Here is a 26,432-nt window from a genome sequence, read left to right on the forward strand (position 1 = left end):
AGGGCCGTACAGGCCGTGGAGCTGTGGCGCCGTGGAGAGCTGCGGCGCGGGATCAGCCGCGCTGGATGTTCGAGGCGTCCTGGAGGACACCGCGGCGGCCGTCCTGCATCTCGGTCAGCAGGCCCTGGCCGCGCTGCTCGACGGCCAGGTACCAGACGCCCGGCGCCAGTTCGGCGATCGGCGCGGACGAACCGTCCTCGCCGAACAGCGGACGCGGCGCGGGCACCGCGAACCAGAACGGCGAGAAGGCCGGAGTCTGCTGACCGGCGGCCGCCGGGGCGGGGGCGGGCTGGCCCGGCTGCGGCTGCCCGCCGAAGGACGGACCGCCGCCCTGCGGCTGCCCGCCGTACGGCTGGGGCTGGGCGCCCGGGTAGCCGTAACCGGCCTGCGGCTGGCCGCCGTACGGGCCCGGGGCGACCGGCTTGGGCGCCGAGACCAGCGGGGCCTGGAGCGCCGGGACCAGCGGGGTGGCGATCACCGCGCCCGCCATGACCAGGGAGGCGATGAAGCCGAGGATCAGGCCCGCGCCCGCGCCGACCGTGCTGGGGGTGTCCACCAGGTCCCAGAACAGGATCCACGCCACGAGCACCGTGAACCCCGCGCCGACCGTGCCCAGTTCCAGACCGGCCACCTTGCGGGGCTGGGGCAGGCAGCGCTGCACGACGACCAGGACCGCACCGATCACCCCGCCCATGTAGATGCCGAGCCCCAGACCGAGCCCGTCCCAGGCGTTGGTGGCGAGGTAGTTGTCGTACGTGTGGAGGAACGACGCGATGAACAGCAACACCGCTGCTCCGATCACCACGCCGTCGCCCCGAGTGAGGGAGCGGATATTCACTTCAGGTCCTTCAGTCGTCTTGTCGCGGGTCAGAGGCGTCGCTTCGGCAGGCCGCCGGTACCGGGTCCTGGGGTGAAGCGCGGGGGTGGCCCCTCATCGTACGGGTGACACTATCGTCCGTCCGGCGCGCCTGTCCGCCGGGAACGGGGTGCGGATCACGACCCGCGCAGGAAACTCACGATTCCCTCAGACAACCCCTCCGCCGCCCGCTGCCGCCAGCTTCCGCTGGTCAGCAGGGCCGCGTCGGTGCGGTTGCGCATGTTGCCGCACTCGATGAACACCTTGGGAACCGTTGACAGATTGAGACCCCCGAGGTCCTTCCGCGTGACGAGTCCGGTGCCGCCGCCGAGGTAGGTGGACGGCGGTTCGCCGGTGCTCCGCCGGAAGCCGTCCGCGACGTGTTCCCCCAGGACCTCGGAGGCGGCCGCGATCGGGCGGGTGTCGGCGGCGCCGCCGTGCACGGCCGCCGGGAGGATCACGTGGAAGCCGCGGTCGCCGGGGGCGGCGCCGTCGGCGTGGATCGAGAGCGCCGCGTCCGCGTGCGCGCTGTTGCCGATCCGGGCGCGCTCGTCCACGCACGGCCCCCAGTCCGGGGAGCCGTCGTCGTGGGTCAGCTTCACCGTGACGCCCTGCCGCTGGAGCAGCGTGCGCAGCCGGTGCGCCACGTCCAGCGTGAACCGCGCCTCGGCGTAGCCGTCGTCCGTGGACGTGCCCGTGGTGTCGCACTCCTTGCGGTCGGTGCCGATGTCCACCGGGCGGTTGATCTGCGACGTGTGGCGGAAGTTGCCGGGATTGTGGCCCGGGTCGATGACGACGACCTTGCCCGCGAGGGTGCCCGCGCCGGACCCCTTGCCGTCCTCGGACGACGGACCGGGGGAGCCGGACGGCGCACCCGGGGCGGCGGGGGAGGCGGAGGCCGGGGGAGGGGCGGCGGAGCCGTCGTCCGGCGCGCCCACCGCCTCGTACCCGAGCCAGCCCAGCAGCCCGCCGCACACCAGCGCGGTGAGCAGCACGATGGGCGTACGGCGCGAACGGCCGGGGCGTCCGGGGGGCTCGGGCCGGTCCGGGTGCGGGCTCCGGGGGCCTGGGTCTGCGTACGACACGGCTGCGACTCTAACCGCGCGCCGGGGCGCTCGCGCCGGTCCGCCGCAGGACGCGCAGCGAGCCCGTCGCCGAGACCTCGGTGAACTCCCCGGACTCCAGCGCCCGCAGATACACGCGGTACGGCGCCTGCCCGGTGAACTCGTCCTCGGGTTCCGGGAACACGTCGTGGAGGACGAGCAGCCCGCCCGCGGCCACGTGCGGGGCCCAGCCCGCGTAGTCGGCACCGGCGTGCTCGTCGGTGTGCCCGCCGTCGACGAAGACCAGCCCGAGCGGGGTGTTCCACAGCGCGGCGATCTGCGGCGAGCGGCCGACGAGCGCCACCACGTGCTCCTCCAGACCGGCCCGGTGCAGCGTGCGCCGGAACGCGGGCAGCGTGTCCATCAGGCCGATCTCCGGGTCGACCGTCTCCGGGTCGTGGTAGTCCCAGCCGGGCTGCTGCTCCTCGCTGCCCCGGTGGTGGTCGACGGTGAGCGCGGTGACTCCCGCCTGCCGCGCCGCGTCGGCGAGCAGCACCGTGGAGCGCCCGCAGTACGTGCCGACCTCCAGCAGCGGCAGCCCGAGCCGCCCCGCGTCCGCCGCCGCCGCGTACAGCGCCAGCCCCTCGTCCGTGGGCATGAACCCCTTCGCGGCCTCGAACGCGGCCAGGATGTCGGGCTTCGGTACCGCGGTCATGCGGCGGGTCCTTCCGGTCGTACGTACGGCGTGCCGGGCGCCCATGCTGCCGCACCCGCTGCCGGGCGGGCGACAGCGGGTGCGGCGGTGGGCGTGCGGCGGGCCGCTCGGGCGGTCCGGTCCGGGCGGTCCCGGCCGGGGCAGTACCCGCCGGACGGTCCCGGTGGACGGTCCCGGTCGGACGGTCCGGCCGGTACGTCAGGCGCTGACCGTCTCGCCCGGCAGGGCCAGGTCGAGGTCGACCGGGCGGTCGTCGCCGGTGTGGGTGGCCGAGGCGGCGTGCGGGCCGTGGCCGCTGGCGCGGGCGGCCAGGACGTACGGTCCCCGGGCCGGGACCGCGAGGGCGTAGCTGCCGTCGGCCGAGGAGAGGGTGGCACCGGCCTGGCGGCCGTGCCGGTCGATCAGCGTGACCTTGGCGCGGGCGACCGGGGCACCGGCGGCGTCCAGGACCCGGCCGCGGAAGCCGCCCAGCGCCTCCTGCGCGCGGGCCAGGTTCGCGTCCTCCTCGCTGCTGGCGCGCAGTTGCGGGGCGGTGGAGCGGGCGGGCCGGGGCAGGCACAGCGCGAGCACCAGGCCGACGGCGACGGCGGCGGTGGCGATCAGGAAGGAGACGCGGAAGCCGTGCATGGTGGGCACGGCCACGCCGTTCACCTGGTGGGCGGTGTTGGCCAGCACCATGCCGATCACGGCACTGGAGACCGAGGTGCCGATGGAGCGCATCAGCGTGTTCAGGCCGTTGGCCGCGCCGGTCTCGGCGGCCGGGACCGCGCCGACGATCAGCGCGGGCAGCGAGGAGTAGGCGAGACCGATGCCGGCGCCGAGCATCACCGAGGTGAGCACCGTCTGCCAGGCCGCGTCCATCAGGCCGAGGCCGCCGCCGTAGCCGATCGCGATGACCACCAGGCCGATGACCAGGGTGGTGCGGGGGCCGTAGCGGGCGGACAGCCGGGCGTAGACGGGCGCGGTGAACATCATCGTCAGGCCGAGCGGGGCCACGCACAGGCCCGCGACGACCATCGACCGGCCGAGGCCGTAGCCGGTGGCGGTGGGGAGCTGGAGCAGTTGCGGCAGGACCAGGGAGACGACGTAGAAGGCGACGCCGACCATGATCGAGGCGAGGTTGGTGAGCAGCACCTCGCGGCGGGCGGTGGTGCGCAGGTCGACCAGCGGGGCCTTGCTGCGCAGCTCCATCAGGCCCCACAGCAGCAGGACGACGACGGCGGCGGCGAACAGGCCGAGCGTGGTGGGCGAGGACCAGCCCCAGTCGCTGCCCTTGGTGATCGGCAGCAGGAACAGCACCAGTCCGGCGGACAGGCCGAGCGCGCCCGGCAGGTCGAAGGAGCCCGCGGCGCGCATCGGCGACTCGGGGACGGTCAGCAGGGTGAGGACGATGGCGAGGACGCCGAGCCCGGCGGCGCCGTAGAAGAGGGCGTGCCAGTCGGTGTGCTGGGCGACGAGGGCCGCGGCGGGCAGCGCGAGGCCGCCGCCGACGCCGATGGAGGAACTCATCAGCGCCATCGAGGAGCCGAGCTTCTCGCGCGGCAGCATGTCGCGCATCAGGCCGATGCCGAGCGGGATCGCGCCCATGGCGAAGCCCTGGAGCGTACGGCCGACGATCATGGCGAGCAACGCACTTGTGAAGGCGCTGACCAGCGCGCCCGCGACCATCACGGTGAGGCTGGCTGTCAGCATCCGGCGCTTGCCGTAGAGGTCGCCGAGGCGGCCCATGATCGGGGTGGCCACGGCGCCGGAGAGGAGGGTGGAGGTCAGGACCCAGGTGGCGTTGCTGGGGGAGGTGTCCAGCAGCAGCGGCAGGTCCTTGATGACCGGGACGAGCAGGGTCTGCATCACCGCGACAACGATGCCCGCGAAGGCGAGCACCGGGACGACGGCCCCGCTCGCGCTCCGGGCGGGCCGGTTGGTCGTCGTGAGCGTCATTGAGGGCGGCCTCCAGGCCTTGAGAACGAAGGTTCGGTGATCATCCGTGCGGGATAAGTGCCGGGTAAACCTCGTTCGCCGGGGCACCTATTCCGATGCTTCGGCGTACTAACGAATTCTTGACCGTTCCGAAAGAATCTGACTAGGAGTCAGGCATGATCCGGTCGCAACGAGGCAGAGCGTGACGGGGCGCGCGGACCGGAGGGGCTAGGGGGACTAGGCCGAGAGGACCAGGTGAAGGCGGCCCGAAATCCCGATGCAAGGGGCACCGGCCGCTTGAGACCATGACAGTCATGCTCAAAGCCGCCGGTCGCACCCCGACCACCCGCAGCCGTGTCCCGGCCTCACCCACCTGGCTCGTCGTCGCCCTCGCCTGTGCCGGACAGTTCCTGGTCGTCCTGGACGTGTCCGTCGTCAACGTCGCCCTCCCCTCGATGCGTGCCGACCTCGGGCTCAGCGGCCCGGGACTGCAATGGGTGGTGAACGCCTACGCCATCGCCTTCGCCGGGTTCATGCTGCTCGGCGGCCGGGCCGGCGACCTCTACGGCCGCAAGCGCATGTTCCTGGTCGGCCTCGGCCTGTTCACGCTGGCCTCGCTCGGCGGCGGCCTCGCTCAGGAGGGCTGGCAACTGCTGCTGGCCCGCGCCGTGCAGGGGCTCGGCGCCGCCGTGCTCGCCCCCTCCACCCTGACCCTGCTCACCGCCGCCGTCCCCGAGGGCGCCGCTCGCGCGCGGGCGATAGCCACCTGGACGGCGGTCGGCGCGGGCGGCGGCGCGGCGGGCGGCCTGGTCGGCGGGGCCCTGGTGCAGGGCCTGTCCTGGCGCTGGGTGCTGCTGATCAACGTGCCGGTCGGCGCGGTGGTGCTGGCCGCCTCCGTGCGGCGGCTGACGGAGAGCCGGGCCGGTGAGCGCAGGCGCCTGGACCTGCCGGGCGCGCTGCTGGTCACCGCCGGGCTCGCCGTCCTCGCGTACGGCATCTCGCAGACCGAGGCCGAGGGCTGGACCGCGGCGGCCACCCTGGTCCCGCTGCTCGCCGGGCTCGTCCTCATCGCCGCCTTCCTCGCCGTGGAGGCGCGCACCGCCGCCCCGCTGATGCCGCTCGGCCTGCTGCGGGTGCGCTCGGTGGCGTCCGCGAACGCGGCAATGCTGATCTGCGGCTCGGCGATGTTCTGCATGTGGTTCTTCATGACGCTGTACGCGCAGAACGTGCTCGGCTACTCCCCGCTGGACGCCGGACTCGCCCTGGTCCCCAGCTCCCTCGCCGTCGTCCTCGGCTCCAAGATCGCACCGCGCCTGATGCGGGCGGCGGGCGCGCGCAACGTCGCCGTGCTCGGCACCCTGGTGTCGGCCGCCGGGTTCGGCTGGCAGTCCCTGATGAAGGCGGACAGCGGCTATCTGACGTCGATCATGTTCCCCGGCATCCTGATGATGCTGGGCGCGGGCCTGGCCGGCACCCCGCTCGCCGCCCTGGCCACCTCCGGTGCCGCCCCCGGCGACGCCGGACTCGTCTCCGGCCTCATCAACACCTCCCGCACGATGGGCGGTTCCCTCGGCCTCGCCGTCATGTCCACCCTCGCCGCCGCCCGCACCGGCGGCCGCACCACCCCCGCCGCCCTCACCGACGGCTACGCCCTCGTCTTCCGCACCGGCACCGCCGTCGTCCTGGCGGGCGCCCTGCTGATGGCGGCGTGGCTGCCCCGGGGGGCGGGGGGCGGGGAGCGGCGGGCCTGACTCCCCAGGGGTGCGCCGGGCCGTGAAAACTCCCCCCGGCCCGGCGGGCGGCGGTGCCTTCGGGGGCCGCGGCGCCACCCGGCGCACGGTTTCCGCCGGGTGCCGGGGTGATCCCTTTGCCTCGCCCGTACCAGCCCGGCGGCGCCCCGCACAGGGCTCCCGGAGGACCCCGGACAACCGCGCCTGACCTGGGCTTTCGGTGACCACGGCACTACCGTCGGGGCACCGGGAACGGGCCCGGCCCAGGGCCTGTCCGAAGGCCCTGGGAGGGGATCCGCATGGACCGGGACATCCGTACCGTGGACGACGTGCTCCGGCTGCTGGACGGGCTGTTCGCCCCCGGCGCCGACCGCTGGACGGACGGCGCCGCCGACTGGTGGGACGGCTTCTACGCCGACCGGGACCGGCCGGTGCCGTTCTTCGCCGCCGCCCCCGACGAGAACCTGGTGGAGTGGCTGGACCGGGGGCTGATCCGCGGGCGCCGGGCCCTGGACCTCGGCTGCGGTCCGGGCCGCAACGCCCTGCACCTGGCGGCGCGCGGCTACGCGGTGGACGCCGTGGACCTCTCACCGGCCGCCGTGGACTGGGCGCGGGAACGGGCCCGCGCCGTCGGCGCCGAGGTGCGCTTCCTGTGCGGGGACGCCTTCGCCGCGACCGGGACCGGCCTCACCGGTCCGTACGACCTCGTCTACGACTCCGGGTGCTTCCACCACCTGCCGCCGCACCGCCGGATCAGCTACCTCGCCCTGCTGGACCGGGTCCTCGCCCCCGGCGGCCGGTTCGCCCTCACCTGCTTCGCCGCCGGTGCCATGGGCTGCGAACTGCCCGACGCCGAGCTGTACCGCACCGCCGGGCTGCACGGCGGGCTCGCCTACACGCCCGAGGCGCTGCGCCGGATCTTCTCCGGGCTGACGGAGGTGGAACTGCGCCGGATGCGCGCCGAACCCGGCGGGTCGCCGCGCTTCGGGGAGGACTTCCTGTGGACGGCGCTGTTCCGCAGGCAGCCGTCCGGTCCCGGACCCTCGGCCCGGGACCGGACCTCGGCCTGAGACCGGACGGCCTCTACAGCCACCCCTGCTGGCGGGCCTCGCGCATGGCTTCCATGCGGTTGCGGGTGCCTGTCTTGCCGATGGCGGAGGAGAGGTAGTTGCGGACGGTGGACTCGGAGAGGTGGAGTCTGGCGGCGATGTCGGCGACCGTCGCGCCGTCGGCGGACGCCTTGAGGACGTCGCACTCGCGGGCGGTGAGGGGGCTGGGGCCCGCGCTGAGGGCCGCCGCGGCGAGGGCCGGGTCGACCACCGTCTCGCCCGCCAGCACCCGCCGGATCGCCGCCGCCAGCTCCTCCACCGGGCCGTCCTTGACGAGGAATCCGGCCGCGCCCGCCTCCATGGCCCGGCGCAGATAGCCGGGGCGGCCGAAGGTGGTGAGGATCAGCACCTTGCAGCCGGGGGCCCGCTCGCGCAGTTCGGCGGCGGCGTCGAGACCGCTGCGGCCGGGCAGTTCGATGTCCAGGAGCGCCACGTCGGGACGGTTGGCCAGCGCGGCGTCCACGATGGCGTCCCCGGCCGCCACCTGCGCGACGACCTCCATGTCCTCCTCCAGCCCGAGCAGCAGCGCGAGCGCGCCCCGCATCATCCCCTGGTCCTCGGCGAGAAGGACCCGGGTGCGTTCGGCCGGACGGTGCTCCTGCGGCGTCTCGTTCACGGGGCACAGCCTAGGTCCGCTCGCCTCGCCGGATCACGGCCCCGGCGCACAGGACGTGCCGCTCATGCCCCGTGGACGAGATCCGCGCCGCCGCTCGCCCCGGTCGGCCAGGACAGCGAGCCGCTGCCGAACGGCCGTCCCTCAGCGACCACTTGGGCCCAGCCGCCACCCGGCTCATCGGTCCCCGCGTCCCACCACCACCGACTGCGATCAGCACCGGCCTGCGCCCCGGGCCCGGACCGAAGACGCCCGAGTCCGGCCGCCGTGATCATCGGTGTCCGGCCGGGCGCGTGCCCAGGTCCGTGCCGCCCGGGAGTGCCGTGGCCAGGGCCGCGGCGGTCAGTTCCTCGGTGCTGGAGGGGAGTTCGGCGGTGACCGTGAAGCCGCCGCGCGGGGACGGGCCGGTGTGCAGGGAGCCGCCGGCCGCGGCGAGGCGTTCGGTGAGGCCCTTGAGTCCGGTGCCGCCGATGCCGGGGGTCCGGGGCGGGGCCGCGGGGTCCGGGGCGCCGGTGCCGTTGTCGGCGACCGTGAGGCGGACCCGCTCGGCCCCGCTCGTCACCGCGATCTCGCAGCGTCCGGCGCCGCTGTGGCGCACCGCGTTGGTCACCGCCTCGCGCACCACCCAGCCCAGCAGCGCCTCCGTCTGCGGCGTCAGCGGCGGCCCCGTGCGGCGTACGACGGGCTCGATGCCGGCGGCGGTCAGCGCCGAGCGGGCCCGGTCCAGCTCCGTGCTCAGGCTGCCCTCGCGGTAGCCCGTGACCGCCTCGCGGATCTCGGTGAGCGCCTGCCGGCCGACCGACTCGATGTCGCCGATCTGCGCCAGCGCCGCGTCCAGGTCCCGCGGCGCCAGCCGCCGCGCCGCCTCCGACTTCACCACGATCACCGACAGGGTGTGCCCCAGCAGATCGTGCAGATCGCGGGAGAAGCGCATCCGCTCCTCCTCCACCGCGCGCCGGGCCAGCTCCTCCCGGGCGGCCCGCAGCTCCCGCACCGCCTCGCTCAGACTCAGGATCGCCGCCGTCACCATGGTGGACAGGAACGTCGCGTACGCGATGTTGACCCCGTCCCAGCCCTCCCGGAAGCCCGCGACGAGCCCCGAGAACACCGCCAGCGACAGCCCCGCCCTCCCCAGCCAGGGACCGCGCAGGATCGAGCCCGCGGCCAGCCCGAGCAGCGGGAAGAACAGCAGCCAGTTCCCGCCGTAGCCCAGGCCCAGCGCGGTGGTGACCAGCCCCATCAGCCCCAGCGCGGTCCGGGTGGCCCGCGCCGCCCGCCGCTCCTTGTCGAACGCGTTGAAGACGACGTAGACGTACAGCGAGTTGAACGCGAGCAGACCGAGCACGCCGCCCCAGGCGTGGGGCGTGCGGCCCTGGAAGATGTTGGAGAGCGAGCCGAGACCCATCAGCAGCCACGGCAGCAGCGCGAACCCGCTCGGCGGCGGCCCCGAGTTCTCCGGCACCTCTCCGGCCTTGCGCGCCGCCTTCCACTCGGCCTTGAGCTGCGCCTTGTTGTCCTTCCAGTACCGCCGCGCCTCCCGCGCCTCGCGGACCGCCTCCTGCCAGGACCGCTTGTGGTGGGCGATGCCCCGCGACCAGTGGCAGGCGATGCTGCGCGTCCGGCTCATGTTCCGTTCCCCCGATCAGACGGTTGCCGCGTTGCGGCGGTACGCCAGCACAGCGTACGAACCGAACGCCGCGAGCCAGCCCGCCAGCACGAGGATGGCACCCATGGCCGGAGCATGCCCCTCGGTGACCGCCAGCCCGACCTGGGAGAAGCGGTTCGTGGGCGTGTACGCGGACACCGACCGCAGCCAGTGCGGGAACAGGTCGACCGGGAACCACAGCCCGCCGACCACCGCGAGCCCCAGGTTGCACACCAGGTTCGCCACGGCCGAGGTCTGCGGGGTGTTCAGCCGGTAGCCGTTGCCCAGCCCCAGCAGCGTGAACGGCACCGAGCCCAGCCACAGCAGCAGCGCCGTCAGCGCCCACTGCCACACCGCCAGCCGTACGCCGTTGACCAGGCCGCCCGCCAGCAGCACCGAGCAGATCGCGGGCAGCACCGTCACCGCGCCGGTCAGCGCCCGCCCCGTCACCACCTGGCGCGGGGTCATCGGCGTCACCCGCAGCTGCCGCAGCCAGCCCAGCGACCGGTCCTCGGCGACCGCGCCGCCCGTGTTCAGCGCCGCGCCGACCGCGCCGTAGGCGGCCATGCCCACCATCGCGGCCGTCCGCCAGCCGCCGGTGCCGTCCGTGCCGCCCGTGCCGATGTTGGTGAACAGCAGGTACATCATCACCGGCACGGCGACCGAGCCGATCACGAACCCGGTGTCGCGCAGCATGCGCCGCGTCTCCAGGCGCAGGTAGTCCCACATCAGACCGTCTCCTTCTCGAAGGCCCGCCCGGCGGCGCCGGTCAGGGCCAGGAACGCCTCGTCCAGCGAGGCCGGGGCCACCTCGAGGCCGCGTATCGCGCCCAGACCGGCCAGCGCGACCACCGTCGCGTCCGCGTCGTCGGTGCGCAGCCGCGCCCGGTCCCCGCGCACCTCCAGGGACCGCACCCCCGGCAGCAGCTCAAGACCGGCCGTGCCGCGTCCGGCCAGGTCGAACGCGACCAGGCCGCCGCCCGCCGCCTGCCGCAGCTCCTCGCCGGTGCCGTCCGCGACGATCCGCCCCCGGTCCAGGACCAGGATCCGGTCGGCGTACGCGTCGGCCTCCTCCAGGTAGTGCGTGGAGAACAGCACCGTGCGCCCGCCGCGCGCATACGCCCGCATCGCCTCCCAGAACGCGTGCCGCGCCTCCACGTCCAGCGCGGCCGTCGGCTCGTCCAGGACCAGCAGCGCCGGATTCCCGGCGAGCGCCATCGCGAACCGCACCCGCTGTGTCTGGCCGCCGGACAGCCGGTCCACGCGCCGCCCCGCCAGCTCGGCGATCCCGGCCAGCTCCAGCACCCGGGCCAGGGGCAGCGGCTCCGGATAGCGGCGGGCCACGAAGCCCACCAGCTCGCCCACCGTCACCCGGGGCACCGCCCGCGCCTCCTGGAGCATCGCCCCCACGAGACCGGCGCGCACCGCCTGCTCCGGCACCCCGCCGAACAGCTCCACCGTGCCCGCGTCGGGCGCGACAAGACCCAGCAGCAGCGAGATCGCCGTCGACTTGCCGGCACCGTTGCGGCCCAGCAGCGCCACCGTCTCGCCGCGCCCGATCTCCAGGTCGATACCGTCCGCTGCGCGCACCGCGCCGTACGTCTTGACCGCCCCCGTGAAGGACACGGCACTTCGTGTCTGTGTCATGACAGTGACGCTACGGATCCGGGTGCGGCCCCCGGCAGAGGCGCTTGTACGTACTCCGCCACGACGTCCGCCCTGCCCTGGGCAGGACAAATGTCCCGCCCCACCGCACCGGCGGCCCCACCGCACCGGCGTACCGGCGTACCGTCAGGAAATGTGCCCGCCGGGCGCCCGGGGTGTACAGAGGAGCCCATGCCCCTCGACGCAGCCCGCGCCCTCGCGGCCGGACCCCGCACCCGTGAGATCTCCTGGACCGACCGGGACGTACGCCTCTACCACCTCGCCCTCGGCGCGGGCGTCCCCGCGACCGACCCGCGCGAGCTGCGCTACACCCTGGAGACCCGGCTACAGGTCCTGCCCGGCTTCGCCACCGTGGCGGGCGGCCGGCCGCCCGGTGTGATCGACGCGCTGTCCGTGCCCGGCGTCGACGTCGACCTCGCCCGCGTCCTGCACGGCGGACAGGCGCTGACCGTGCACCGCCCGCTCCCCGTCGCGGGCACCGCCACCGCCACCAGCCGGATCACCGCCGTGCACGACAAGGGGACGGCGGCCGTCCTCGTCCTGCGCACCGACGCCGCCGACGCGGACGGGCCGCTGTGGACCGAGGAGGCGCGGATCTTCGTGCGCGGCGCGGGCGGCTGGGGCGGCGACCGCGGCCCCTCCGCGCGCGCCGAGGCACCGGTCGGCGAGCCGGAGCGCACCGTGGAGCGGCCGGTGCGCGAGGACCAGGCGCTCCTCTACCGCCTGACCGGCGACGCCAACCCGCTGCACGCCGACCCGGACTTCGCGCGGGCCGCCGGTTTCGACCGGCCGATCCTGCACGGGCTGTGCACCTACGGCATGACCCTCAAGGCGGTCGTCGACACGCTCCTCGACGGCGACGCGGCACGCGTGCGCTCCTGCGCCGCACGGTTCGCCGGGGTGGTGCACCCGGGCGAGACCCTGCGGATCCGCATGTGGCGGCCGGGGCCGGACACGGTCCGGGTGGCGGTGGGCGCCGTCGAGCGCGGTGACGCGCCGGTGCTGGCGGAGACGACCGTGGGCCTGGCCCGCCGCTGAGCCCGCCGGGACGCGGAACGGCCCCGCCCCCCGGTGCTTCCGCTCGGAGGGCGGGGCCGCGCTGTGCTCCCCGTGCTGTTCGGGCCGCTGTCAGGCCGCCACTTCGGTCTGCTCCCCGGCCGGCTTGCGGTGCCGTCCGGCGGGAGCCGTCTCACCGTCGTGGGAGGAGGTCTGGCCGCGGTGCCTGCCGTGGCCCTCGTCCTCCAGGACGTCGGTCGGACGCGGCTGGGTCGTGCTGGCGTCGGTCATCGGAAAAACTCACCCCGTCAACATCATCTTTCGTACAGCCGGGCGAGTTTAACCGGCACACCTCGGGCGAAATCCAGGCGGCCACGCCAACCGGCACGATTCCGTTACCTGCTCGCCATGCGTCCCGTGACCGGCCCTGTCATCCGGCCGGTACGCGCGGCTTGTTGGAGGGTGACGGGGCGGGGAACGGCGGGTGACGGAGGGTCGGATTCCGCCGGTTCCGCCGCCGGACCGGCCGCCGTTTCCGCCGCCGCGGGTTCTTCCGCCGGTTCTTCCGTCGGTTCGGCTGCTTCGGCTGCTTCGGCCGGTGCGGGCTGCGGTCCCGGTCCCCGTGCGGGGACCGGGGCGAGGTCCGGCGCGGAGTGCGCCGCGGGGTGCGGCGAGCGGCCGGGTGCGAGAAGCCGGAAGGCGGCGGGGACGAGGAAACCGGGGGAGGAGTGGGTGGGCTGGGGACCGGCGGGGGCGGCCGGGGCGTCCGGCCGGGCGGGACTCCGGTGGGGTCCGGCGCCGGGCCCTCCGTACGGCTCCCCGCCCTGGCGGGGTCCCGTGAGCGGCCCCTCGCCGGGCGGTCCCTGCGGCCGCGGTGCCCGCTGCCCGTACGGCATCGGGCCCGGCGGGGCGTACGGCACCGGGCCCGGACCGGGCTGGGGGTACGGCACCTGGGGGTACGGCCGCGCGACCGGCCGCTCCTGGAGCCCCGCGCCGGGCGGCCCCCCGTAGGGTCCGTACGGCCTGACGCGCGGTCTCCCCGCACCGGGCCCGCCGCCCGGTTCCGCGCCCGGCCCGCCCTCCGGTACCGCGACGCGCTCCGCGCCCGGCTCCGCGCCCGGCCCCGCGCCCGGCCCCGCGCCCGGCCCCGCGCCCGGCCCCGCGACCGGGCCGCTGTCCGGCGCACCGGCCGGGGACGGCAGCGCGAGAGCCCGGCGGACCGGTACCCAGCGGGGCGCGCGGACCGCCGGGAGCGCCGCCCGGGAACTGCCCGCCTCGCGCCCCGGGTCCCGGCCCGGCGCCGTCCACCGGGCCACCCCGCACGGCACCGCGCCCGTGCTGAAGGGCAGCCGCAGGGCGCCGTCGCCGGTCCAGACCCCGGCGCCGGGCAGCCACCCCTCGGGCGCGGGCAGATGCCGCACGCGCCGCTCGGCGGGCCGCCACACGCCGATCCAGCTGCCGTACGCGCCCTCGTAGCGCAGCGCCACCGCGCACTGCTCCGGGGTCAGCACCTGGCCCGGCTGGACCGCGAACGGCGTCACCGCGCAGTCCGGCACCTCCAGGCCGCTCGGGAAGCGCACCGGCAGGGTGCTGCCGAGCACGCCCCAGCCCAGCCGGTCCCGCCCGGGGGAGGGGGCGTCCGAGCGGATCAGCAGCAGCCCGCTGCCGGGATCGGCGAGCAGCAGCCGGTCGTCGCTGTGCGGGGCGATCTGGAGCAGCGGGGTCACCTCGCCGCCGACGAGGTCCACCACGACCGTCTTGGTGCGCCCGCCGTCCCACCGGTCCAGGGCCAGCAGCCGCCCGGAGCGGTCCAGCCAGACCCCGCCCGAGCAGCGGCCGGGCACCTCGGCCAGCAGCTCGGGGCCGATACCGGCGCCCGCCACCAGCCACACCGCCGAGGTGAGCGGGCCCACGGCGAGGGCGTACGCCCGCTCGCCGCCGGGCGCGCAGGGCAGCAGCCGCAGCCGGGTGCGGTCGGGGCACTCGACCGCACCCAGGGACAGCTCTCCGGTGCCGGCGCCCGCCGGGTAGAGCAGCGAGAAGGTGTGCCGGCCGGCCACCAGCCGCCGGACGAGGACCCGGCCGTCGCCCATCGGCTGCACCTCGGTGCCGGGCTCCTCGGGCCGTTCGGCGGGCAGCGGCACGGCGTACGGCTCGGGGCCGTCCAGCGTCCAGCGCTCCGGGTACCAGGAGCCCCCGCCGCGGGCGAGCCGGGCCGCGTAGGCGCCGTCCACCGTGATCGCGCAGGGCGCCGCGGGCGTCGCGCCGTCCTCGGCGGCCGCCCGCGGCGGGGCTGGGGCGCCCTCCTGTTCACGTGCGGCCGAGGGCCCCGGAGAGGCACAGACTGTCATTATTCGGTCACCTCCTGCGAGGACGCTAGTTTTCGTACGCACAGGCGGTGGCCCGGCGGGCGGACGCTTCACACATACGGGTGGCCCAGGAACGATTCGCCGGAGAAAAGCGGAACGTTTGTGCTGGCGGAAAACGAAACCTCTGTGCGAAGGCACCACCGGACGAGTCCGGCGCCGGGCCGGCCGTCCCCGGGGCGACGGCACCGGTTCAGCCGCGCCGAACACCCAGGTAGCCTTGCACCCGTGCCCCGTCTGTCTGAAGTCATCGCCGCGCTGGAAGCCCTGTGGCCGCCCGAGCGGGCCGAGTCCTGGGACGCGGTCGGCACCGTCGCCGGTGACCCGGACCAGCAGGTCGGCCGGGTCCTGTTCGCCGTCGACCCGGTCCGCGAGACCGTCGACGAGGCGGTGCGGCTCGGCGCCGACCTGCTCGTCACCCACCACCCGCTCTATCTGCGCGGTACGACGACGGTGGCGGCCTCCACCCCCAAGGGCCGCGTCGTGCACACCCTCATCAAGAACGACATCGCCCTGCACGTCGCCCACACCAACGCCGACACCGCCGACCCGGGCGTCAGCGACGCGCTCGCCGGAGCGCTGGACCTCCGGGTCGTACGGCCTCTCGTCCCGGACCCGGACGACCCGGCGGGCCGCCGCGGCCTGGGCCGCGTCTGCGCGCTCGACCACCCGCTGACCCTGCGCGAACTGGCCGCGCGCGCCGCCGCGCGGCTGCCCGCGACCGCGCAGGGCATCCGGGTCGCCGGCGACCCGGAGCAGCAGGTGCGCACGGTCGCCGTGAGCGGCGGCAGCGGCGACAGCCTCTTCGACGCCGTGCGCGCCGCGGGCGTGGACGCGTTCCTCACCGCGGACCTGCGCCACCACCCGGCCTCCGAGGCCCGCGCGCACAGCCCCCTCGCGCTGCTCGACGCGGCGCACTGGGCCACCGAGTGGCCCTGGTGCGAGCTGGCCGCCGCCCAGCTCGACGAGATCTCCGACCGGCACGGATGGGACCTGCGGGTCCATGTCTCCACGACGGTCACCGACCCCTGGACCGCCCACGCGGCGTCCACCACCACCGACGACTAAGACACCCCATGGGAGCCCCCAACTGAACGCCGCGCCCGCCGACCAGATCCGACTCCTCGACGTCCAGGCCCTCGACGTCCGCCTCCAGCAGCTCGCGCACCGGCGCCGGTCGCTGCCCGAGCACGCCGAGATCGACGCGCTCGGCAAGGACCTCACCCAGCTGCGCGACCTGCTCGTGGCCGCGCAGACCGAGGAGAGCGACTGCGCCCGCGAGCAGACCAAGGCCGAGCAGGACGTCGACCAGGTGCGCACCCGCGCCACCCGCGACCAGCAGCGCCTGGACTCCGGCGCGGTCACCTCCCCGAAGGACCTGGAGAGCCTCCAGCGCGAGATCGCCTCGCTCGCCAAGCGCCAGGGCGATCTGGAGGACGTCGTCCTGGAGGTCATGGAGCGCCGCGAGTCCGCGCAGGAGCGGGTCGCCGAACTGACCGAGCGGGTCTCCTCCGTCCAGGCCAAGGCCGACGACGCCACCGCCCGCCGCGACGCCGCCTACGAGGAACTGGACGGCGAGGCCGCCTCGGTGACCAAGGAGCGCGAGGTCGTCGCCGCCTCCGTACCTGCCGACCTGCTCAAGCTGTACGACAAGCTGCGCGAGCAGCAGGGCGGCATCGGCGCGGCCAAGCTGTACCAGCGCACCTGCCAGGGCTGCCGCCAGGAACTCGCCATCACCGAGCTGAACGAGATCCGCGGCGCCGCCGCCGACACGGTCGTACGCTGCGAGAACTGCCGCCGCATCCTGGTGCGCACCGCCGAGTCCGGTCTGTAGCGGAGCGGCGGGATCCCGGAGGGGCTGAGGAAAGGGCTTCGCGCGTGCGGGAGTTCATCGTCGAGGCGGACGGCGGGTCACGGGGCAACCCGGGGCCCGCGGGCTACGGCGCGGTCGTGTTCGACGCGGCCGACGGGCAGTCCCTCGCGGAGGCCGCCGAGTACCTGGGCACCGTCACGAACAACGTCGCCGAGTACCGGGGCCTGCTGGCCGGGCTGCGCGCCGCGCACGCCCTGGACCCGGGGGCGGCGGTGCATGTCCGGATGGACTCCAAGCTCGTCGTCGAGCAGATGTCGGGGCGCTGGCGGATCAAGCACCCCGACCTCCAGCCCCTGGCGGCCGAGGCCGCCCGCGTCTTCCCGCCCGGCCGGGTCACCTACGAGTGGATCCCGCGCGCACGCAACAAGCACGCCGACCGTCTGGCCAACGAGGCGATGGACGCGGGCGCGCGCGGCGAGACGTGGTCCGCGTCGGCGTCGACGGCGGCCGCTGCCGCAGCCGCCGCCCCGGCGAAGGGCACCGTCGTGAGCGCCGTCGCGGCGGAAGAGGCTCCCGCGACGGAAGAAGCCACGGTGACGGAAGAAGCCCCCGTGGCGGGAGGCACCCCCGATCCGAAGCGCACGGCCGATCAGCGTGCCGCCCGGACCGTCGCCGCGCCCGGCTGGGCGCCCGCGGATCTCGGGGCGCCGGCCACGCTGGTGCTGCTGCGGCACGGTGAGACACCGCTGACCCCGCAGAAGCGGTTCTCCGGCAGCGGCGGCAGCGATCCCTCGCTCTCCGCCGTCGGCCGGGAGCAGGCGGAGAGGGCCGCGGCGGCGCTCGCCCGGCGCGGCACGATCCAGGCCGTGGTGTCCTCCCCGCTGGCCCGCACCCGGGAGACCGCCGCGATCGTCGCCGACCGCCTCGGTCTCGCCGTGACGGTCGACGAGGGCCTGCGCGAGACCGACTTCGGCGCCTGGGAGGGGCTCACCTTCGGCGAGGTGCGCGAACGCCACCAGGACGATCTGAACGCCTGGCTGGCCTCGCCGGAGGCCGAACCCACCGGCGGGGGCGAGAGCTTCGCGGCCACCGCCGTACGGATCGCCGCGGCCCGGGACCGGCTGGTCGCGGCCCACGCGGGCCGCACCGTCCTGGTGGTCACCCATGTGACGCCGATCAAGACGTTCGTCAGGCTGGCCCTGGGCGCCCCGGCGGAGTCGCTGTTCCGCATGGAGCTGTCGGCGGCCTCCCTGTCGGCGGTGGCGTACTACGCGGACGGCAACGCGAGCGTCCGGCTCCTCAACGACACGTCCCACCTGCGCTGAGCCCCGCCGCCTCGCGCGCCAGCCGCTCGATACGGGCCCAGTCCCCGGCCGTGACCGCGTCCGCCGGGACCATCCAACTGCCGCCCACACAGCCGACGTTGGGCAGCGCCAGATAGTCGGGCGCGGTGCCGGGCCCGATGCCGCCGGTCGGGCAGAAACGCGCCTGGGGGAGCGGACCGGCCAGCGACCTGAGGTAGGCCGTGCCGCCCGCCGCCTCGGCCGGGAAGAACTTCATCTCGCGCACCCCGCGCTCCAGCAGCGCCACGACCTCGGAGGTCGTCGACACCCCGGGCAGATACGGCAGTCCGGACGCGGCCATGGCGGACAGCAGGGTGTCGGTCCAGCCGGGGCTGACCAGGAACCGGGCGCCCGCCGCCACGCACTGCTCGACCTGCGCGGGCGTGACGACCGTACCCGCGCCCACCACCGCGCCCGGCACCTCGGCGCCGATGGCGGCGATCGCCTCCGGCGCGGCCGGGGTCCGCAGCGTCACCTCGATCGCGGGCAGCCCCCCGGCGACCAGCGCGCGGGCGAGGGGCACCGCGGCGGCCGGGTCCTCCAGGACGACGACCGGAAGGACGGGGGCGAGATCCAGCACGGAGGCGGCCCCGGACGGCGCGGCGGGCGGGAAGGGCGACGACGACGGCGAGGGCTGCGACGGCAGAGACGGCAGCGATGGCAGCGATGGGGACATGGCGCCATCCTGCCGGTCAGCACCAGCATGCGCAAAGCACGTTGCGCATGCTGCAATAGCGTGCTGGTCCGGACTCAGTGCACCTCGGTCACCAGCACATCCAGCGACCAGGCCCGGCCCGCCCCGGCCGGCTCCCGCGCCTCCACCTCATGACCGAGGTCGCGCAGCGCCTCCACCAGCTCGGCGGGACCGGCCGGGGCGGCGCCCGCGCTCAGCAGGCTCCGTACGATCCGCCCCTTGGTGGCCTTGTTGAAGTGGCTGACCACCTTCCGGGTGGGCGCGTGCAGCACCCGTACGGTCGCCGTCCGCTCCGCGACCTCGCCCTTCGGCTTCCAGGCGGTGGCGTACGCGGCGGACCGCAGGTCCAGCACCAGACCGCTCCCGGCCGCCTCGGGCAGCACCTCGGCCATCGGGGCGCGCCAGTGCGCGCCCAGCGCGCCGAGTCCGGGCAGCTTCACCCCCATCGAGCAGCGGTAGGAGGGGATCCTGTCGGTCACCCGGACCGCACCCCACAGCCCCGAGAAGACCAGCAGCGAACGGGCCGCGCGCCGCTTGGCCGCGGCGTCGAGCGTGGCCAGGCCGAGGGCGTCGTAGAGCACCCCGGTGTAGATCTCCCCGGCGGGCCGCGCCCCCGCCGTGCGCAGCTCCGCGTTCTTGGCGACCTCGCCCCGCAGCCCCTCGCTCAGCCCGAGCACGTCCCGCGCCTTGTCCTGCGCGTCACCGTCCCCCGAGCACAGCGCCACCAGCTCGTCGAGCACGGCCCGCCGCGCCCCGGCGAGCCCCGGCAGCGACAGCGACTCCAGCTCCAGCGGGGCACCACGACCGGAACCGGCCTTGCCTTCGGAGGGCGGCAGCAGGACGAGCACGGAATTCTCCTTCGGGTAGGGCTCCCGGCCAGCGTACGGGGACACCGACACGCTGCGGGGCGGGCCCTCGCTCCCGGCCGGAGGTCAGGAGCGGGCGGCTGCCGCCGGTTTCCCGAACCAGCGTTCCAGGGCCGGGAGCAGCGGTTCGCCGCCGTTCGGTGCCTCCGGACCCGAGGCGATGGCCGTGCCCGTGCCCGTGTCCGTGTCCGCGGCCCAGGCCACGAAGCCGTCGGGGCGGACCAGCAGGGCGGCGAGTTCGGGGCGGGCGGCGCGGGGGGCGGTGACGACGGTGACCCGGTCGGCGTAGGCGTCGGCGAGGGCGCGCAGGGACGGGTCGCCGGTGAGGTCGAGGAGGAGACCGCGGCCCTCGTGCAGCCGGTCGCCGAGGCGGCTGCCGCCGGCGAGGTCGAGGTCGGGGGCGCTGGCGCCGACGAGCGGGTGGCCGCCGGGCAGGTCGTAGCGCTGCCAGATGCCGGATATCTGCTTGACCAGGTGCGTCGTCCCGGTCGTCGTCAGCGCCAGGTCGGTCACCACGCGGCGCAGCGCGCGGGCGTGCCGGTCCGGTCGCATGAGGGCGATCTGCGCGCGCGTCCAGTCCAGCACCCAGGCGCCGATCGGATGCCGCTCGGCGGTGTAGGTGTCCAGCAGCGCCTCGGGCGCCAGGCCGCGCGCCACGGCCGCCAGCTTCCAGCCGAGGTTCATCGCGTCGCCGAGGCCGAGGTTCAGTCCCTGCCCGCCGAACGGCGAGTGCACATGGGCGGCATCCCCGGCGAGCAGTACGCGGCCCCTGCGGTACGTGCTCGCCTGGCGGGCGTTGTCGGTGAAGCGGGTCACCGAGCGGATCCCCGTCACCGACACGTCGGGGACACCGGAGACCCGGCGCAGGCTGGCCTGCAACTCCTCGGGGGTGACGGGCGCGGAGCGGTCGGCGGGCGGCCCGTCGAACTCGACGGTGAGGACCCGGCCGGGGAAGGGGCCGTGGACGTAGGTGCCGACCTCGGTGGTGTTCCAGCCCTTGCCGAGCTTCTCGGCACCGGTCAGGTCGGCGATCGCCTGGTAGCCGGTGATCTCCGGGTCGGTGCCCGGGAAGTCGAACCCGGCGAGCTTGCGGACGGTGCTGCGCCCGCCGTCGCAGCCCACCAGCCACCCGGCGGAGACGCGCCGGGGCGCGGAGCCGTCGACCGGGGCGAGCTCCACGGTGACGCCGTCGTCGCCGTGGTCCCGGAACCCGGTCAGGGCGACACCGCGGCGCACCTCGACGCCGCTCTCCGCCGCCCGCGCGGCGAGGATCCGCTCCAGTTCCGCCTGCGGGACACCGAGCCCGGCGTCCGCGGCGGGACCCAGGTCGGCATAGGCCGGGTCGGACTCGTCGAACAGAGCCGCGTCCAGCATGATCCCGGCGAAGTGCCCGGCGAACTTGGGCGGCATACGGTCCTGGGGTCCCGCCTCCCCGCCCTGGCCTTCCTGGCCTTCCTGGCCTTCCTGTTCCTGGCCCTGGGGCGCGTTCGCGCGCATGAAGGCGAGGATGCGGGCCGCCGACTGCTCCCACACCCGCGTCACCTCGGGCAGCAGCCCCCGCCGGTACAGCGCCACCGCGCTGGGCGTGTTGATCGCCCCCGCCTTGATCGTCTCGTCCACCTCGGCCAGCCGCTCCGCCACCAGCACCCGCGCTCCGCCGAGCCGCAGCTCACAGGCGAGGAACAGCCCCACCGGACCGGCGCCGGCCACCACCACGTCGTAGTCAGTCATGGGTTCACTGTAGCGACTAAAAGTTTCTATCGGCTATATTTTTCTTCATGAACACACAGCGGTCCACCGGCGAACCGGGTCTGAGGGAACGGAAGAAGCGCGAGACCCGGCAGCGGATCTCGGACGTGGCGACCGGGCTCTTCGTGGAGCGCGGCTTCGACGAGGTGACCGTCGCGGAGATCGCCCGCGCGGCGGAGGTGTCCCCGATGACGGTCTTCAACTACTTCCCGCGCAAGGAGGACCTGTTCCTCGACCGCATCCCCGAGGCGGTGGACCTCGTCGCGGAGGCCGTACGCGGACGCGCCCCGGGCGAGCACCCGCTCATCGCGCTGCGCCGCCTCGCCCTCGGCCTCCTCGGCACCGGGCACCCGCTGTCCGGCGCCCGCGCCCGCTTCCGCCCCTTCCTGTACGTCGTCGCCGCCTCCCCGGCGCTGCGCGCCCGCGCCCGCGAGGCGGTGGACGAGGTGGAGCACGCCCTGGCCGAGGCCCTGGCCGAGACCGCGCCGGACGTCCCCGACCCCCGGCTCCTGGCCGCCCTCGCGATCGCCGCGTACCGCGCGGTCGGCACCGGCACGGTCGCCCGTCTGCTGGCGGACACGGACGCCACCAGCGAGGACACCGCCGCCGAGGACGCCCTCGCCGAGGACCACCGGCTGCGCCTGACCGCCGCCTTCGACGCCCTGGACCGCGCCTTCGCCCCGCCCGCCCCCTGACCCGGGCGCGCGCACCGGGCCCCCGGCCGCCCGGTATCATGGTCCGTACGGCAGACGAGCCGGGCGGACGGCCGCGTGAAGTTCCCGCGAGGGACTTCCCGAGGAACGTCCGGACTCCACAGGGCAGGGTGGTGGCTAACGGCCACCCGGGGTGACCCGCGGGACAGTGCCACAGAAAACAGACCGCCGGGGACCTCGGTCCTCGGTAAGGGTGAAACGGCGGTGTAAGAGACCACCAGTGCCCAGGGTGACCTGGGCAGCTAGGTAAACCCCACCCGGAGCAAGGTCAAAAGGAGACACCCCGGTGTCTCTGCGCGGACGTTCGAGGGCTGCCCGCCCGAGTCCGCGGGTGGACCGCACGAGGCCGGCGGCAACGCCGGCCCTAGATGGATGGCCGTCTCCCCGGCCGCCGCGAGGCGACCGGGCGACAAAATCCGGCGTACAGCCCGACTCGTCTGCCCCTCAGGCCGCTGAACCGCGTCATCGCGGGTCAGCGGCCTTTTCGCGTGCCGCCGCGGGTGTCGCCTCACCCCGTTCCGTACCGGCTCTGACCGGACCTCGCGGCTGCGAAGGTAGCCATGAAGGCAGCCACGCTGGGCGGCTTGGTGTGGGTGTTGGCTGAGTCGCGGCCCTCCGCGTGATGCGTCTACGCCTCGGTGTCCTCTGTTGCGGTCCCGAGGCCGGTGGAATTCTGCTCATCAAACCAGGCTTGAATGCCGCCAGGGTTCTGCGCGGGTGCGTCGAACGGGATGATCGGAAACGGGGGCGCGGTGGACAGCGGGGAGTGCGGCCACCGAGGGCTCAAGCTCCTCGATCTTGGCCAGGAGTCGCTGAAGTTCCTCAGCCATGAAACGCAGATCCAGGTCCGCGCCAGCGACTTGGATCGTTCCCGCCTCTACGCCGATGAGGCGCATGGGGGGAGCTGGGAATGTGGGCTTGGTGCCCGCCTGCCACTCCTCGACGGCGGGGCGAGGCAGGCTGACGATCCACTCGTCAAGGCGCTCGTCGAAGTGCTCGCTTCCGTTACGGACTTCGCGGGCCTTCAGCGGGGACGAATCCTCCACCTCAAGGACCTTTCGTAGAAACGGACCTCGCTTCGTCCGCCACTCCAAGCCCCTGTCGGTCCCGTTCGGACCCTTCCCAGGGGCGGGCCACAGAGTTCGGGAAACCTTTCCGAGGAAGGAGAGGAAGTCCTCGAAGCAGACCCAGGCGGCTGGCGGGACCGGAGAGTTCCGCGCGTAGGCGGTCAGGGCGGTCAGGGCGGCCAGGGCATAGCGAGTGTCGCGGGCCAACCACATCAGATACACCCGCTGGGCCCATGGGTCATCGGATATGTCGTTGCTCACGGGCGTCATTGTGCCGTCGGTGGTCTATCGGGTGGGAGCAGATTTCAGAGGTATGGCATGGGCCGCTGCTCCCCCGCCGAGCTATCGGGGCGTCGGAGGTTTCCGATGTCTGCCGGTTCCGAGGCCGAGCTTCGGTGTTGCCTCAGGGATAGAGGCAGGGGCAGCCTCGGTGTGGGGAAAGAGAGGGGTCTTGCTTCCGCGAGGTTCGCCCCGAAGCCGTGCGCCGGTGCTCTGCCGCACTCGTTGAGCGGCTCGTCGTCCATGACCGGAGCGTAGTAGGTCAGGTGATCCGGTGCTCCCATCGCAGGGAAGGGGCGTGGTCGATCCAGTACAGGTGGGACGCGGGCGTCACGCGGAGCCGTACGGAGTCGATCTCCGGCGCCCCGGCGTCCTGCCAGGCGATGAGGGAACGTTCCACGTCATCCCACAGGGCCACAGGACCTCCTTGGCGGACGGCCCAGTTCTCGCCGTCGACGAGAAACTCGGCGAACGACTCCCTCTCCAGATCGAACAGGTACCGCAAGGGCGCCCCGTCACTGCCCGTTGCGCGGACGAACTGAGCGCCAGGCGCGGCCAACTGCGCAAGGAAGGCGGGCATCCACTCCTCCAGCACAAGAGGAGACACCTGAGTACGCCGCACACCATCCGCGTACGCGGTCCGGGCGGACAGATCACCGGCCACGGGGGTCACTGCCTGCGCCCGCGCCTGCATGAAGGAGGAGCGCCCGACGATCGAGCCCTCGGCGGTGCCGTCATCGCCGACGGCCAGTTTCGCGAGGCCGGTTCCCCACGACCACGAGCCGACCGTGCCGAGGACAACGCCTCCGGGCCTCGTCTGCCTGATCCACGCGTACGGGATGCGGCGGACCGCGCAGGTGGCGATGACCCGGTCGTACGGTGCTCGATACGGGTGACCGAGGAGCCCGTCGCCCGTCGCCGTCCATGTCGAGAAGCCGGCGGCTTCGAGAGCGGCATCGGCGCGTGCGGCCACCTGTGCGTCCACCTCGACCGTGGCGACGTTGTCCGCGCCGAGGTAGTGGCACATCAGGGCTGTGGAGTAGCCGGTGCCTGTGCCGATCTCCAGGACTCGGTGGCCTGTCACGAGGTCCAGGGTCTCGATCATGCCGACGACGGTGGCCGGGTCGGTCGATGAGGACGTGGGCACGCCCAGGACAGGTTCGTCGGCCTGGTCGGCGGTGAGGTGGCCGTCGAGCTGTGTGGTGAGGGTATCGATGCTGTACGCGATCTTCAGCCACTCGTCCGGATGTGTATCGGTGGCGGTGACGGGCCGCCAGGTCCGCCCCTCGTCCAGGAAGACTCCCGGGCGGAGGAACCGCTCTCGGGGGACGGACTCGACGGCCTCACGCAGCCAGGGGGATTTCAGGACCCCTTCCTTCATGAGAACGGTCGCCATGCGGCGCCGCTCGGATGCCGGGTCGGTCATCGGCGATCTCCTTGTACGAGTAGGTCGGCGAAGGCAGCGGACATCGGGAGGCCGGTCTCGGTCTCCAGCCACCCCCACTGTCCGTTGGGATTCAGTTCCAGCCACCAGTAGGCACCCGCCCGGTCGACCGCGAGGTCGAAGCTTCCCGACACCAGATTCAGTCGGTCCAGGTAGGCATGCAGTGCCTGGTCCACCCGGTCGGGCAGGTGCTCCACGGTGTAGGTCAGGGCGCCGTAGTCCTTGCGCCAGTCCAGGAGGTCGGAGTCGATACGGACGGCGAACGTATGCCGACCTACGAGCAGTACGCGAACGTCGGCGACCTTGTCCACGCGTGCCTGGAACAGGTGGGGCGCGACCCGGATGCTGTCGTCGATCTCCTCGGGGGCGACAGGGGCAGCCCATCCCGTCACCGGCACGCCATCACGCGTGTAGGGCGTCCATCGCAGCGTCTTGAAGATCGCCTGTCTCTGAGCCTGGACGAACTGGCGAGCCTCGTCCGGGTCGTTGGTGACAAGGGTGGGAGGGATGGTGAAGCCGAGTTGCTGGGCGAGAACGAGCTGCGCGGGTTTGTAGTCGGCCGCGGCAACGCGCAGGGGGTGGTTGACCCAGAGCGGGCCGCCCAGGGCGTAGAGGGTGCCACCGAGTCCGTAGCGGACCTGCGCTGCCGCGAACCGGGAGTCATCAGCGGACAGGCGGGGAAACGTGGGCCATTCCGGGCGGCGCCAGTACACCGACCGGACCTGGGTCACATCAGCGGTTCTCGACGGGGTGCGCACCTGCCCGACCACCGGGGCCGGGCAGGTGCCGAACCGAACCGAGACCGTGAGGTTCTCGCCGATGTCAGCGGGGTTGAACCGGACCACCGGCACATCGCGCCGGTTGAGTTCGGTGATCACCATGTCGGCGGTGATGTCGTCCGCCTCGGTGGCCACCAGAACCGGCCTCTCCTCGGTCATGGCCATCAATCCTGATTGCTGTCCTGATCGTGACCCTGGTCGTTCCGGGAGTCCGAGTTCGTCGTCGTGGAGGTCTCGGTACCGGAGCTGGTGCCGTGCTTGCCCATCTCGACCATCTGCCCGGCGCGGTCGCGGAACACCCCGAGCTGTGTCGTGGGGTCGATGGTGACAGTGGAGTGGGGTCGGCGGATGACCGTCGGGTAGGGCGCGAGCCGACCCGCACCCCACGGCCGCGTGGGGTAGGGGAGTGCGACAGAGGTGGTCATGAGACTCCTTGGGGTGAAGGGTGTGGTGCGGGAATCCGCCTGCGCCAGGGGCGCGGACGGCGATCTGCGGGCCGCGGCTCAGGGGCGAGCGGCCTGGATGTTGCCGGCCGCGGTCGTCCACTCGACTCCGGACGCGGGCCGGATGTGCGCGATGCGGACCGTGCCGTGGCTGTGGAGCTCGTGTGTGACGGCGATGAGCACACCCTCCCCACGTGAGGCGATGTCACGGACAAGCGTGTCCAGCAGCGGGTGGTGCTCGTAGCCGTCGGAACCGACCGGGTTCACTCCTCCGGCTCCTGCCGGGCCTCGACGCGGCGCATGAACCTCTCCCGACCGCCAGCCGCCCGGACCCGCAGAGCCCGGCTCGGCGCACACGGCCGGGGCTCCGGCGGCGTGTACGTACGGCCACCGGCGGCTGGGTTCCTGCGGGGCAGTCCGGAGGTCGTCACGCGATCGCTCCTCTCTGTGGGGGAGTCGCCCGGAAGGCTCTTCGGCCTCCGAGCGGTGTGTGACCAGTGAACGACGATCCGTTACCTTCTCCCAGAGCGAAGCTCGCGCAATACCCGGGCGTTTTCCAGGCGTTGGCGCGTGGCGGGCATGAGTGCG

The 26,432-nt window shown here is 74.1% G+C and carries 24 protein-coding genes, 1 other RNA gene and 2 pseudogenes; 8 read left to right on the forward strand and 19 right to left on the reverse strand.

Annotated features, from left to right (window positions below):
- Nucleotides 1-52: 52 nt before the first annotated feature.
- The 4 genes from ACWDYF_RS05135 to ACWDYF_RS05150 form a co-directional block, all read right to left on the reverse strand.
- Nucleotides 53-838 (reverse strand): hypothetical protein, encoded by a 786-nt coding sequence (locus ACWDYF_RS05135; protein ID WP_199785624.1) that lies wholly within the window; start codon nt 836-838, stop codon nt 53-55.
- Between the two features lie 155 nt (nt 839-993).
- The gene (locus tag ACWDYF_RS05140) at nt 994-1,941 is read right to left on the reverse strand and encodes an N-acetylmuramoyl-L-alanine amidase (protein ID WP_389472305.1); all 948 of its coding nucleotides are present in this window, start codon (nt 1,939-1,941) and stop codon (nt 994-996) included.
- Nucleotides 1,942-1,951: 10 nt separating this feature from the next.
- Nucleotides 1,952-2,614, reverse strand: a complete 663-nt coding sequence (locus tag ACWDYF_RS05145) for a class I SAM-dependent methyltransferase (RefSeq protein WP_381743498.1) — start codon at nt 2,612-2,614, stop codon at nt 1,952-1,954.
- A gap of 198 nt (nt 2,615-2,812) precedes the next feature.
- A complete protein-coding gene (locus ACWDYF_RS05150) occupies nt 2,813-4,552 on the reverse strand; it encodes an MFS transporter (protein WP_389472311.1) in 1,740 nt (579 codons plus the stop codon).
- Nucleotides 4,553-4,845: 293 nt separating this feature from the next.
- On the opposite strand from ACWDYF_RS05150, the gene ACWDYF_RS05155 reads away from it, so the two are divergent.
- Both ACWDYF_RS05155 and ACWDYF_RS05160 read left to right on the forward strand, forming a co-directional pair.
- Nucleotides 4,846-6,282, forward strand: a complete 1,437-nt coding sequence (locus ACWDYF_RS05155; RefSeq protein WP_389472316.1) for an MFS transporter — start codon at nt 4,846-4,848, stop codon at nt 6,280-6,282.
- Nucleotides 6,283-6,560: 278 nt separating this feature from the next.
- Nucleotides 6,561-7,331 carry a class I SAM-dependent methyltransferase gene (locus ACWDYF_RS05160; protein WP_389472319.1) on the forward strand — a complete coding sequence of 257 codons (771 nt, stop codon included), beginning with the start codon at nt 6,561-6,563 and terminating at the stop codon, nt 7,329-7,331.
- A gap of 13 nt (nt 7,332-7,344) precedes the next feature.
- On the opposite strand, the gene ACWDYF_RS05165 is transcribed toward ACWDYF_RS05160, so the two are convergent.
- The 5 genes and pseudogenes from ACWDYF_RS05165 to ACWDYF_RS05185 all read right to left on the reverse strand — a co-directional run.
- On the reverse strand, nt 7,345-7,986 hold the full coding sequence (locus ACWDYF_RS05165; protein WP_389472324.1) for a response regulator: 642 nt from the start codon (nt 7,984-7,986) through the stop codon (nt 7,345-7,347).
- Nucleotides 7,987-8,254: 268 nt separating this feature from the next.
- Entirely contained in the window at nt 8,255-9,610 is a 1,356-nt protein-coding gene (locus ACWDYF_RS05170; protein WP_381743505.1) for a sensor histidine kinase, read from the reverse strand.
- A 15-nt stretch (nt 9,611-9,625) separates the two neighbouring features.
- On the reverse strand, nt 9,626-10,357 hold the full coding sequence (locus ACWDYF_RS05175; RefSeq protein WP_381743507.1) for an ABC transporter permease: 732 nt from the start codon (nt 10,355-10,357) through the stop codon (nt 9,626-9,628).
- Between the two features lie 248 nt (nt 10,358-10,605).
- A pseudogene (locus ACWDYF_RS05180) lies at nt 10,606-10,704 on the reverse strand (ABC transporter ATP-binding protein); the annotation flags it as partial.
- Nucleotides 10,705-10,767: 63 nt separating this feature from the next.
- Nucleotides 10,768-11,274, reverse strand: a pseudogene (locus ACWDYF_RS05185) (ATP-binding cassette domain-containing protein); the annotation flags it as partial.
- Nucleotides 11,275-11,463: 189 nt separating this feature from the next.
- On the opposite strand from ACWDYF_RS05185, the gene ACWDYF_RS05190 reads away from it, so the two are divergent.
- On the forward strand, nt 11,464-12,330 hold the full coding sequence (locus ACWDYF_RS05190; RefSeq protein WP_389472328.1) for a MaoC/PaaZ C-terminal domain-containing protein: 867 nt from the start codon (nt 11,464-11,466) through the stop codon (nt 12,328-12,330).
- Nucleotides 12,331-12,420: 90 nt separating this feature from the next.
- Here the strand turns inward: ACWDYF_RS05190 and ACWDYF_RS05195 are convergent, their stop codons facing one another.
- Together ACWDYF_RS05195 and ACWDYF_RS05200 are read right to left on the reverse strand one after the other, a co-directional pair.
- Nucleotides 12,421-12,579 (reverse strand): hypothetical protein, encoded by a 159-nt coding sequence (locus ACWDYF_RS05195; RefSeq protein ID WP_199785625.1) that lies wholly within the window; start codon nt 12,577-12,579, stop codon nt 12,421-12,423.
- 104 nt (nt 12,580-12,683) lie between these two features.
- A complete protein-coding gene (locus ACWDYF_RS05200) occupies nt 12,684-14,639 on the reverse strand; it encodes a hypothetical protein (RefSeq protein WP_389472331.1) in 1,956 nt (651 codons plus the stop codon).
- Nucleotides 14,640-14,882: 243 nt separating this feature from the next.
- Here ACWDYF_RS05200 and ACWDYF_RS05205 point away from each other — a divergent pair, with 243 nt between their 5' ends.
- Genes ACWDYF_RS05205 through ACWDYF_RS05215 form a run of 3 tightly spaced genes read left to right on the forward strand, consistent with a single transcriptional unit; the run spans nt 14,883 to nt 17,792 of the window.
- Complete coding sequence (locus ACWDYF_RS05205) at nt 14,883-15,722, forward strand: Nif3-like dinuclear metal center hexameric protein (RefSeq protein ID WP_389472334.1); 840 nt, start codon at nt 14,883-14,885, stop codon at nt 15,720-15,722.
- A gap of 22 nt (nt 15,723-15,744) precedes the next feature.
- The gene (locus ACWDYF_RS05210) at nt 15,745-16,488 is read left to right on the forward strand and encodes a zinc ribbon domain-containing protein (RefSeq protein WP_079158887.1); all 744 of its coding nucleotides are present in this window, start codon (nt 15,745-15,747) and stop codon (nt 16,486-16,488) included.
- Nucleotides 16,489-16,532: 44 nt separating this feature from the next.
- On the forward strand, nt 16,533-17,792 hold the full coding sequence (locus tag ACWDYF_RS05215) for a bifunctional RNase H/acid phosphatase (protein ID WP_389472336.1): 1,260 nt from the start codon (nt 16,533-16,535) through the stop codon (nt 17,790-17,792).
- Here the strand turns inward: ACWDYF_RS05215 and eda are convergent.
- From eda to ACWDYF_RS05230, 3 genes are all read right to left on the reverse strand, one after another.
- Nucleotides 17,767-18,486, reverse strand: coding sequence for a bifunctional 4-hydroxy-2-oxoglutarate aldolase/2-dehydro-3-deoxy-phosphogluconate aldolase (gene eda / locus ACWDYF_RS05220; protein WP_389472339.1), 720 nt, complete (start codon nt 18,484-18,486; stop codon nt 17,767-17,769). The two genes, ACWDYF_RS05215 and eda, sit on opposite strands and share 26 nt — an antisense overlap.
- A 74-nt stretch (nt 18,487-18,560) precedes the next feature.
- Entirely contained in the window at nt 18,561-19,352 is a 792-nt protein-coding gene (gene yaaA, locus ACWDYF_RS05225) for a peroxide stress protein YaaA (protein ID WP_381743519.1), read from the reverse strand.
- An 84-nt stretch (nt 19,353-19,436) separates the two neighbouring features.
- The gene (locus ACWDYF_RS05230; protein ID WP_389472343.1) at nt 19,437-21,101 is read right to left on the reverse strand and encodes an FAD-dependent monooxygenase; all 1,665 of its coding nucleotides are present in this window, start codon (nt 21,099-21,101) and stop codon (nt 19,437-19,439) included.
- A gap of 47 nt (nt 21,102-21,148) precedes the next feature.
- On the opposite strand from ACWDYF_RS05230, the gene ACWDYF_RS05235 reads away from it, so the two are divergent.
- Entirely contained in the window at nt 21,149-21,814 is a 666-nt protein-coding gene (locus ACWDYF_RS05235) for a TetR/AcrR family transcriptional regulator (protein ID WP_389472346.1), read from the forward strand.
- A 55-nt stretch (nt 21,815-21,869) separates the two neighbouring features.
- An RNA gene (rnpB, locus tag ACWDYF_RS05240) (RNase P RNA component class A) lies at nt 21,870-22,272 on the forward strand.
- Nucleotides 22,273-22,512: 240 nt separating this feature from the next.
- Here the strand turns inward: rnpB and ACWDYF_RS05245 are convergent.
- From ACWDYF_RS05245 to ACWDYF_RS05265, 5 genes are all read right to left on the reverse strand, one after another.
- Complete coding sequence (locus tag ACWDYF_RS05245) at nt 22,513-23,160, reverse strand: hypothetical protein (protein WP_389472349.1); 648 nt, start codon at nt 23,158-23,160, stop codon at nt 22,513-22,515.
- Nucleotides 23,161-23,440: 280 nt separating this feature from the next.
- Nucleotides 23,441-24,604, reverse strand: a complete 1,164-nt coding sequence (gene tgmC, locus ACWDYF_RS05250; protein WP_389472351.1) for an ATP-grasp peptide maturase system methyltransferase — start codon at nt 24,602-24,604, stop codon at nt 23,441-23,443.
- Nucleotides 24,601-25,560, reverse strand: coding sequence for an ATP-grasp ribosomal peptide maturase (tgmB, locus tag ACWDYF_RS05255; RefSeq protein ID WP_389472354.1), 960 nt, complete (start codon nt 25,558-25,560; stop codon nt 24,601-24,603). Before tgmB ends, tgmC begins: the two co-directional genes overlap by 4 nt.
- 5 nt (nt 25,561-25,565) lie before the next feature.
- Complete coding sequence (tgmA, locus tag ACWDYF_RS05260) at nt 25,566-25,826, reverse strand: putative ATP-grasp-modified RiPP (protein ID WP_389472357.1); 261 nt, start codon at nt 25,824-25,826, stop codon at nt 25,566-25,568.
- Between the two features lie 78 nt (nt 25,827-25,904).
- Nucleotides 25,905-26,111 carry a hypothetical protein gene (locus ACWDYF_RS05265; RefSeq protein ID WP_389472360.1) on the reverse strand — a complete coding sequence of 69 codons (207 nt, stop codon included), beginning with the start codon at nt 26,109-26,111 and terminating at the stop codon, nt 25,905-25,907.
- Nucleotides 26,112-26,432 lie beyond the last annotated feature (321 nt).

The organism is Streptomyces sp. NPDC003284 (genome assembly GCF_053589675.1).